The organism is Bacillota bacterium (assembly GCA_013177945.1).
Classification (GTDB): Bacteria; Bacillota; DSM-12270; order Thermacetogeniales; family Thermacetogeniaceae; genus Ch130.
Window position 1 is genome coordinate 1 of sequence record JABLXW010000028.1, and the last position, 9,316, is coordinate 9,316.

Sequence of the window (9,316 nt, forward strand, 5' to 3'; positions counted from 1 at the left end):
AAGACACCTTGATCGCCCGCTTTAATAAGCTAGGTTCGAGTTCGTAGGATACTAACTCATATTTGTAAATTTGTCCCACCTGCAGACCTACCGTACCCCGAGGAAGATTTTCTGGAACCGGTTCAATCTTTATTGTTGGTTCTTTAGGAGGCTCAGGAAGCACAGCAGCTATATAAAGAAATAGGCCTATCAGGCCTAAAACAAATCCTAAGATCCTAAGATAAGTGCGACGCGCTTGGTGCGCTGCATTTATACACCACAGCCTTTCTCTTTAGCAGTTATCGTGCCACGCACTGTGTACCTCAGATTCTCCCTGGAAGCAGAAAGTAGGATAAGAAACGCCAGGATAAGAGAAACCGTAGCACCAACCAGAGCCACCGTTACATCAGACACCGGCAGAAAGGGTACTTTGTGGCAGGCAGGGCAGCCACCGGCCGCGTGCTTTTGCCAGGCAAGATAGGTGAACAAGCCGGTATTCAGGGATAAAAGCAACAAAGTTAATTTTTTGTTGACCAAGGTTTAATCACCCACCAAAAGACTTTAAATTAGTCTTCCATCCCCACCAGATTAGCATAGCCACGTATATAGCCATTAACAGTGCGACTATTAATTTGACTTTGGCTTTCTTTGAAAGTGGCATAGCACCGAGAAAAGAATCGAACATATAAGCTTTCTGTGAAAAGAAAAGCCGGTAAAATAGCCCGGCTGTTAGGGATATCGTTATAAGAGAACCCAGCCAAAAATATTTGGGGCAGAAGTGTCTTGCTATCAATGCAGGTAACCCTGCTAAAATCATAGCTAAAATGGAAAAAATTATTGACACAATCCTACCGCCTTGCATACATTATATGCCCCCCAACTGCAGGCTTTATAAGTTACCAAGTAGTTGCAAATTACCCAGCAAGATCCCCCACATATTGCAAACCACAAAGGGTTAGGTACTCTTGCGCAAAGTCGTGCACATGCCAAAGGACATGCCTTTTTGTCAGTAATAAACCAGGCACACAACCCACCTACTGCCCCATTGGCAAAAATCGCAAGCTATGCTCCCTATTGATAATACCCTACCTGTGTCATTGTCATATATTTTTATAGAGATTCCATCCTGGCTAATTACATTTGCTACAGCAGCCTCGCCAAAACGATTAGAAACGTAAGTCACTACTGCTGCCTGTTTATTTTTTACTTCCTTTGAATTACCTTCCTTCATAACAAGAGGCATTGATACAAGATAGCTAATGATTGTGTCGTTCTCGAGCCTCGTAGTCGATTGTATCACTTTAATTCCTTTGTCATCTATGATAAAACCATTCTTCTCGAATTCACTGCTTATTTGCTGAGTACCTTTGTTAGATAGTGCCTTCTCTACAAGCAGGTCTCTTTCGGCTCCTCTGATTTCACTAGTGCTCATGACCTTACCCGCCGCACCATTTACATCCGGCAGAAAACCATACCTTTCCGCAAGCGCCTTTACCTCCGGATTCTTCAGAACTTCGTCACTCAACACCTTGCAGGGAATACACTCAACTTCACCTTCAGGGAGGGTGTGTCCCGCTACCTTGACAGCCGTAAACCCGGCTGCTGCTGGTGTACTCAGGAGCACTACTGTTAGCACCATCGCCAAGACCGCCCGCCACCGGGCACTAATTTTCTCTGCCAAATGGGTACCTTATAACATCAGCTTCTCCTCCTTTAGGATGTTCTGATTTAGCAACCCAAAGGGTTTATGCATCGAATAGCTTATCTCACTAAATTCGTTACCAAAGTCTACCTTCTTGCTGCAGCCTCTCTTCTGTAAGCTTTACTCTATTATCCACCACCTCCTGACAAAAACTCCAGGTGGCCTTCCTTTACTAATACTAAGTCGAGCGTTAGGCTAAAATAAAGCTACCTGCACCCTTGCCTGCAAAGGAAAGGCACTCATGGAAGGATAACGGCTACCCTTTTTCCGGCAGTTTCGGCTGATACCAGTGGAACCAGCAAGTGGTGCTGGCTCCTGTTGCCGCTACGAGCAGGATCAGCGCCGAAGCAAATCGCAGAAGATTTGTCTTAACTGTCTTGAACATATTCTCACCTCCCGGAAAATTGGTATCGCAAAACACTTTAGACGCGGCCAACCGTTTTCCTGCCTGATCTTCCCAAACGGGTCAAAAGGCGGCACAAACGGGTTATAATAGTGCACGAACGGGCTTTGCCTGCGTCCCCGGAAACGGCGCAGGCCGCACCCCAAGGAAACGGCAGCGGTGGAGAAGGTCAAGTACGGCACCATTCAGAGAATCACGGCATAACTCACCAGGCCTTTAACCCCAAGCAGGCGCTCAGGTTGCCCCCCTTGCAGCGGCACCCGATAAATGCTTACACTTGCAGCATCCCGGCGTAGTGAGGAAACAAGGCGATCGGGGTCTTTATCGAGGAAATAGATTTTTTCCTCTCCGCCGCACAGCGGCCAGTAGGAGTTTAAGTCGGGCGGAATGTTCCGGAGGTGTGTGAGCCGCCCGGTTTCCAGTTCCAGAAGGACGAGTTTAGCCCGGAAGGGGTCGGGCACATCCGGACCCGTGTACTGGTTCCCCTCCCCCAGGAACTCACGATAATCAGGCTTGCCCTGAGAAAAGAGATAGTGCCTCCCGTCCGGTGTAAAGCATCCGGGGGGAGTGTACAGCTGGGTAGTGCTTAAAAGATCCTGCTTTTGCCCGGTTTCAGGCTCCAAGATGACAAGCCATTCTATACGAGGGTCGGCCGGACTTGTCGTCCCCACCACGATCCTTTTGCCGTCGGGACTCCAGGCGACGGAGGTGATGATCCGGTAAGCCACGTCTGGCGCAGCCGGATTGGTGAAAGGTGGGAGCATTTCTTTTGCGCGCCCACTCGAGAGGTCAATTACGACGAGTGCCGTCCCTTCGCCCTTCTCATCCTTTTTCCCGGAGGCTACCTGCCGGCCATCCGGGGAGAGGGCGGGCCAGTGAAAGACCCCGTCTTTGAGGCGGCGCAATGTAAATGCAGGTGCTTTTTCGGAAGAACGAGGCACGCTACTTTCTTCCGCCGGCTGCACCAGGTAGAGCGCCTTTTCGGTTGCAACGAGAAACTCCTCACCCTTAGAGTGGGCACTAAGATAAGTGACACGCTCTGGGAGCCGCTTGCGGAAAACCTCTTTCTGCGTCTGGTAATCGACGAGGACGACTTCCTGCTGTTCTGCCCCGCAATAGGCCACATGTTTTCCCGCCCAGGCGAAAAACCGCCGCGGGAAAAGGAGGTACTCTTGCCTTGCCTCCCCTCCGGAGGGCGTGAACTTAAAGAGCATCACTTCTTTGCCCCGGCTGTCGCGCAGCCGCCCGGTCCAGACTTCTCCCTCTTGCTCCTGAGCAACCGATACGTAGCCAAGCAACGGCGAGTAATCGTTTGCTTCTTTCAAAGCACATAAAGTGCCGTTGCAGCCGGTGAGACCCCCGAGTATCACTATGGCAAAAAAGAAGGCAAGGGCCAAGAATAAGATGGATATTAATCTTCTTGTCATTTCATTATCCCTTCCTCTTCCAGGGCATAAATTACGAGGAAGGGGAGACCCTTGTTCCCCTTCCTTCCCTCACAGACGACGCAAGCAATCTTACACATAATCTAGGGATCAAGCAAATATTTGTAACGGTATGGACCGTAAGAACTCTCAACCGAAGACTTAGAACGTGCAGTGTGCGCTACCCGGTCGTAGGCGTTGAGTTTAGTGCTCTCGTACAACACATAGTTCCCGTTGGCATCCCGGTAGTGGAAGATCATTACATGATCCGCATTGCAAAGAATGTCACCCTGCTTGAGTTCCGCAAAATTGTTTAGCCGAACGGAAATATCTGAACTCATCAATCCGTAAGTGTTCCGTTTCGAAGAAAGTCCCCAGCACCTACTCACATATCCGGAGCAATCAACTCCCGCCGTCCTTTGTTTATAATTGCCCGTTGTATCGATATTCCCTGCTGCCCAGTTACTGCTGAGCTCACTGTCGAAACCACTTAAAGAGCTAAACCCTCCCCAGCAGTAGGGAACAAACTGGTAGTATCTGTTATATCCCTGGTTGATATATCTTGGTCTTTGCCAAGGTTTCTCCGCATAGGTCCCTTCGTAGTTGTACTGGTTGCAGTACCACTGTTTAGCATGATAAGCACTTGCCGTCGACATTATTTGGGACCTGCTTATGCTCATTGGAGCAACACCTTTTGTTTCCTCCTCACGAATAGCAGGAGTTACCTGCTTTTCTTGCAACAGCCGTGGAATTTCCTTCAGGGAAGGCCAGGAAGCAACCATGACCACGGAAATCCCATCCGCAGAGGGATCTAAGAGATAGACGTTGCCGTCTGCGTTGATGGTCACATCTTTGTTAGGATAGGCGTATCTTCCTGGCGAAAAGGTCACAAGTCGCTCCACATTTCCCGTTTGGTCGTTCAGCCCCACGATAAGATCAGTCTCGTCCGTCGTAATTCTGAAAAACCACGTGGTTCCTGCTTTTCCTAAACAATTAAACGCGCTCATTGGGTCGGCGAGCCAGTCGGGAAACTTAAACATTTTATTGAGGTTGAGCATGGAAACAGAAACTCCAGTTTCCTTTGCAGACCCACATAAACGTTCGATTTGCCACAGGGTACCATCTGGTGCCATTGTTCCTCTGTTACTGGTAATGACTGTTAAGTCACCAGAAGGATCAGGCCTTAGCACCAGCGTCTCCATTGCGTCCGGTCCAGAACGAACCACATATACCTCTCCTTGCTCGGTAACCCCGAATCCAGCCACGGGCTCAATTTCAACATTTCCCAATCGATTCACGATGACCTTTCCGTCGACCAGGACAATTACCGCTTCTGCACCTACATCCAATAAGTATATTTTTCCAGCTGCATCGACTGCAAGGCTATATGCCCAAAACTCCTCGGGAAAAGATATTTTCTTCACGAGCTGCCCAGTATCTTTGTTGTATTTAAGTACCCGATGGTGCGCGTTGTCGAGAACATATACATTGCTTCCCTGCACTTCAAAGGCGTTGGGGCCTTCCGGATATCCTCTTCCCAGAGCATCTGTGTAACCGATTCCTTCTTCGGAAACAGGAATTCGGACGAGAGTTTTGAAAAATGATTTTTGCGCCGGCGATACATTTGCATAACCTACTGCAGTAGGCACCGCCAGCAGCGCTACTGCCAGCACCGCCACCAAGACCACCCGCCACCGGGCACCAAGTCTCGCCATAGCATGGATACCTCCTTAAAAAATTTTTCCATTAACCTTCCGCCGTGAAGAGAACCACCTCAAAGCTCAGCCTTATCATCCATCACCTCCACTGACTCAAAACTTCCTGCTGCCACCTTTTACCACAGCATAATCTGGCAGCGCTCCGGCGTAAATACCACAAAAATGGTATTTTTTATTCGCCTTTAATCAGCGGCTGAGTTTGGCGAGCAATTCGCGTAGGTTACTCACGCCGAGCTTTTGGTAGATGTTTCGACGGTGGGTCTTCGCCGTACCAATGCTCATGTAAAGCCTTTTGGCAATCTCTACGTCGTCCAGCCACTCAAGCATCAGCTTTAAAACCTCCCGTTCGCGGGCGGTGAGCTTTGCGGCCGCCTCCGGCGGGATACGGAGTGGTGCTAATGCGATAGAATCAGTTTGCTGGCGCTGCGACCGTTCCACTAGCAAAAGCTCCCGCTCTATCAAGGCCACCAGCGTTTGCAAAAGCGCCGCAGCCAGCCCCAGTTCCTTCTCCGCGTGCATTGAGATGTCGAGGTAGCCTGAGATTTTGCCGTTAGGGCCCTTCACCGCGCTGGCGACGCACCACCAGTTCTTGAAAAGCTTGCAGTAATGCTGTTCACCGCGGATGGCGGTGAGGCGCTGGTGCTCCCGCGCCAGGGCCAGGGCGTTCGTCCCGCAGCTTTCCTCGGTGAAGACGGTGCCGGGCCTAACCCCGACCTCTTCAGCCGCAGCCAAAACCTCCGGAGCGGCGAAGATTTTGAGGGCTACGAGTTCCGGGTCGCAGAGGATGTAGAGGTAGTTATCTTGCGGGCCGGCGCACAGGCCGCTCTTTCAAATTCAAAATTAGCGGGGGTGATCCCCCACCAATTTCTCTAAGCACCTCAATTAGCCCAAATCTATCTACGGTAAAGATATAACGACTTAGCCACTTTTAATGCATCCTCTTTAGGAAGGTTCCTTGTATTTAAGCCATACAAGTACCAATTCCCCTCGATCTGTTCCATCCAGGCAATGGTGACCGAGCGGCGTGCCCGGTCTTCAGCTATGTAGGCTTTGTGACCAGCAACATTTATAGTTTCAGCGGGTGGTATCCCGATGTCTCCTTTTACCCCGAAAAATAGCTCTATTATGAAGCAGCCTTTGGATGACCGGTAAGTGACTCGCGCCTCTGTTCCTACGACCTCGCTGATGACAGAAGTAACTCCGGACGGAAGGTACCGCGGCCGGTAGATCTTAAGGCGATAAGTACGCTGGAGATCGGCATAGATCTTATCTTCTTCATAACTGAGTAGATTGCCTGACCGGTTTAGATGTAGTGACCGATCCCTGCACCCAGTTATACATCCAACCACTGAAGCAGCCAATACAACTATCAGGGCTCGTGTTACAAACCTCATCTCTACCAGTCTGCCGGTCTGTCCCATACAAACCTCACCGCATCGGCCACCACGTTACCGTTTGCTGTGTAGTTTGCTCCAGGATCACGAGCCACGAGATCAACGCTGCCGCTGTTGACATTGAAGCCCGCTTCAAAAGGAAGCGCCCCAGAAGTAGTTAATTGGCTCCACTGGTTGACGTAACTCGAATCCCTTTGATTTCGGTAGCGAACCAGCGTGCCGTTCCGATAACGGACGACATACTTTGCGTTATCGGCATTGTTTTCCGCGGGAGCCCATTTAACCCATACGTGATAGTACCCCCTGGCTGTTATAACTGGGGTCCACCGGGCAAAGACCCTATTTGTTTGACCCGGGCCGTAAATATACTGGTAGTTGTCACCGATATACCCCGGATTTGCCGTGCTTGAACTCCAGACATTCCGCCAGCCAGAGGCCTCGTTCCAATAAGCTGCAGAAGGGTTATCAATCTTAATTACACCACCAGTATCATCGCGGAGAGCCCTCCGCTTAATCCGATATTGGGAAAGGTCTTCCGCCGGGCGAATCCAGTATCTAATGCCATAGGTTGAGTTGTATGCTTCATACGCCCACGGACGCGCCGTGTACCCTGAGTCTTTATCATAAATAAAGGTGTGCCCGTTGCCGGTACTAAAATTGTGGCGAACATAAATGTCGCCACGTTCCGGAGATGTTACTTGCGACCAGTAAGAACTGGTTCCCCATAAGTCCGCAGTGGTATAGCGAGTGCCGCTGACCTCGAACGGGTAGTAAAAAGTGCTAGGAACCTCCCAGGCCTTAATAACCAACCCCGAACAATCGGCCCCCTTGCCATTTGTTCTGCTAGAGTCGGTATCTCCAAAGGGGTACCAACTTTCACCTCCCCAGTAGTAGTTGCCGTTCACGGCGCTATGAGCCCTGGCTGCAATTTCGTGTCTGTCCATATAAGGAGCACCTATTGCAGCAGGCACAAATAGAAATACCAGGAGAAGAGAAGTTAGCGGCAAAAGATACCCTTTCTCGCAGACTCTTCTCAAGTTTTTAATCATTCACCGCCACCTCCAGGCATTGTCCAACGGACAACTTTTAAGCCCTCATTGCTTGTTTGCATCTGGTAGATGGAGCCCTCTTCCGTTATCACAAAAGGACGCCGACTTGGTGTAAAAAGCCCGGTAGGCACATCCATTTGAAGAGCTTTGCCGCTGGAGATGTTTACTTTCACAACCGAAAATCGTGACTTGAACACGTCCGGTGGAGATTCCTTCAGCATCTGGTAAATCAAATAGGCATTACCGTCAGCATCAAGCCAAAAACTATCTAAAAAGGCAGCCTCATTTGACTGGATAGAAATAGTTCGCTTCTTACCGGTGTTATCCAAAATAGAGACGCCTTGATTCTCTTCCTGCGAGGCACAAAGGTAGTGGGCATTTTCTTTAGCAAGCCTGCCCGGCCAGGATTCCTTTCCCTGCTCTGAAGGAGATAATATCCGACCCTCAGAAGCTACCAGATAAGCACGGCCAGTTAAGTCGTCTTCGATAAAAATATCTTTTCCCACGGCAAATACCTCTCGGGGTGCACTAAGAGATGGAGATAAGTTCTCCTTCTCCAGAAGTTTCCCGTCACGATAAAGGGCAATCTCCCGCTGGACCCAAAGGTCGCAGACGTAAACATCCCCGGCAGCATCGACCGCCACTGCTTCGGCCGTTCGTTGCTCTATTGGTATTACATCCCGGAGGTTGCCATCAGGTCCAAAAACTTGAATGCGGGAGTTGACCTGATCCAAAATATATATCTCACCTGTACCGCCCGCTGCAAAACTCATTGGCCCTTCTAGCGCACCCTCACCTGAAGGTACGATCAAACCAAACTCCCCGGGTTTATTTCCCCAAGTGCCTCTAACCAAGATGTTTTCCTTGCCGGTGTATTGTTCAGAGTCTACAACGTTTAGCTCGATCTTTTCAATTTTTTGGGATTGTTCGGGCGCCACAAGTTGTTCGAGAGCGTAACTCGTAGCAGTGATAACTAATAGGATGCCACTAACGGCCGTTATTAACATTGCAGATATACGCCACCATAAGGTTTGTCTTAGCACTGTTTCTCTCCTTTCTGGGTTAAAATATTCGGTTAAAGATTAATTTGCCCCTGTCAGAGAATCTGTCGGGTTTTCTTCAGTAAAAAACTTGAATTTTTTCTGCAGCTTTTCACCCCGGTCAACTCCGGATTTTGGCGGAAATTCCCTTCCTGCTACGAAACCGACTCTTTCAAAACCTCGCTCTATTATCCACCACCTCCTGACAAAAACTCCAGGTGGCCTTCCTTTACTAAGTCGAGCGTTAGGCTAAAATAAAGCTACCTGCACCCTTGCCTGCAAAGGAAAGGTACTCATGGATGCCGTTGTACATTTTATGACCCCACAAGGATAACGGCTACCCTTTTTCCGGCAGTTTCGGTTGATGATACCAGTGGAACCAGCAAGTGGTGCTGGCTCCTGTTGCCGCTACGAGCAGGAGCAAGGCCGAAGCGAACCGCAGGAGATTTGTCTTAAGCGGTTTGAACATGCTACTCACCTCCGGAAAATTGGTATTGCAAATCACTTTAGACGCAGAAAACCGTTCTCCTGCCTGATATTCCCAAAAGGAGCGTATCGCTGCACAACCGGATGATATTGCTGCATGAACGGATTTTAAACAAAAATA

The 9,316-nt window shown here is 49.6% G+C and carries 9 protein-coding genes and 1 pseudogene; all 10 read right to left on the reverse strand.

Annotated features, from left to right (window positions below; translation table 11 throughout):
* Positions 1 to 249: 249 nt before the first annotated feature.
* The 10 genes and pseudogenes from HPY58_13025 to HPY58_13070 all read right to left on the reverse strand — a co-directional run bounded on the left by HPY58_13025 (position 250) and on the right by HPY58_13070 (position 9,178).
* The gene (locus tag HPY58_13025; protein ID NPV30541.1) at positions 250 to 516 is read right to left on the reverse strand and encodes a hypothetical protein; all 267 of its coding nucleotides are present in this window, start codon (positions 514 to 516) and stop codon (positions 250 to 252) included.
* A 7-nt stretch (positions 517 to 523) separates the two neighbouring features.
* Positions 524 to 823 (reverse strand): hypothetical protein, encoded by a 300-nt coding sequence (locus HPY58_13030; protein ID NPV30542.1) that lies wholly within the window; start codon positions 821 to 823, stop codon positions 524 to 526.
* A 162-nt stretch (positions 824 to 985) separates the two neighbouring features.
* Positions 986 to 1,618 (reverse strand): hypothetical protein, encoded by a 633-nt coding sequence (locus HPY58_13035; protein NPV30543.1) that lies wholly within the window; start codon positions 1,616 to 1,618, stop codon positions 986 to 988.
* A gap of 319 nt (positions 1,619 to 1,937) precedes the next feature.
* Positions 1,938 to 2,066: a cyclic lactone autoinducer peptide gene (locus tag HPY58_13040; protein NPV30544.1), complete on the reverse strand. Its 129-nt coding sequence runs from the start codon at positions 2,064 to 2,066 to the stop codon at positions 1,938 to 1,940.
* Between the two features lie 203 nt (positions 2,067 to 2,269).
* Complete coding sequence (locus HPY58_13045) at positions 2,270 to 3,511, reverse strand: hypothetical protein (GenBank protein ID NPV30545.1); 1,242 nt, start codon at positions 3,509 to 3,511, stop codon at positions 2,270 to 2,272.
* Positions 3,512 to 3,612: 101 nt separating this feature from the next.
* Positions 3,613 to 5,223 (reverse strand): hypothetical protein, encoded by a 1,611-nt coding sequence (locus HPY58_13050; protein ID NPV30546.1) that lies wholly within the window; start codon positions 5,221 to 5,223, stop codon positions 3,613 to 3,615.
* A 189-nt stretch (positions 5,224 to 5,412) separates the two neighbouring features.
* A pseudogene (locus tag HPY58_13055) lies at positions 5,413 to 6,021 on the reverse strand (helix-turn-helix transcriptional regulator).
* 601 nt (positions 6,022 to 6,622) lie between these two features.
* Positions 6,623 to 7,669, reverse strand: a complete 1,047-nt coding sequence (locus tag HPY58_13060) for a hypothetical protein (protein ID NPV30547.1) — start codon at positions 7,667 to 7,669, stop codon at positions 6,623 to 6,625.
* Positions 7,666 to 8,712: a hypothetical protein gene (locus HPY58_13065; GenBank protein ID NPV30548.1), complete on the reverse strand. Its 1,047-nt coding sequence runs from the start codon at positions 8,710 to 8,712 to the stop codon at positions 7,666 to 7,668. Before HPY58_13065 ends, HPY58_13060 begins: the two co-directional genes overlap by 4 nt.
* A gap of 334 nt (positions 8,713 to 9,046) precedes the next feature.
* The gene (locus tag HPY58_13070; GenBank protein NPV30549.1) at positions 9,047 to 9,178 is read right to left on the reverse strand and encodes a cyclic lactone autoinducer peptide; all 132 of its coding nucleotides are present in this window, start codon (positions 9,176 to 9,178) and stop codon (positions 9,047 to 9,049) included.
* Between the last annotated feature and the right edge of the window lie 138 nt (positions 9,179 to 9,316).

Excerpts from the sequence above, each read along its gene's own strand:
- HPY58_13035 (NPV30543.1), bottom strand. The coding sequence starts at position 1,618 with ATGGTGCTAACAGTAGTGCTCCTGAGTACACCAGCAGCAGCCGGGTTT.
- HPY58_13040 (NPV30544.1), bottom strand. The coding sequence starts at position 2,066 with ATGTTCAAGACAGTTAAGACAAATCTTCTGCGATTTGCTTCGGCGCTG.
- HPY58_13045 (NPV30545.1), bottom strand. The coding sequence starts at position 3,511 with ATGACAAGAAGATTAATATCCATCTTATTCTTGGCCCTTGCCTTCTTT.
- HPY58_13050 (NPV30546.1), bottom strand. The coding sequence starts at position 5,223 with ATGGCGAGACTTGGTGCCCGGTGGCGGGTGGTCTTGGTGGCGGTGCTG.
- HPY58_13060 (NPV30547.1), bottom strand. The coding sequence starts at position 7,669 with ATGATTAAAAACTTGAGAAGAGTCTGCGAGAAAGGGTATCTTTTGCCG.
- HPY58_13070 (NPV30549.1), bottom strand. The coding sequence starts at position 9,178 with ATGTTCAAACCGCTTAAGACAAATCTCCTGCGGTTCGCTTCGGCCTTG.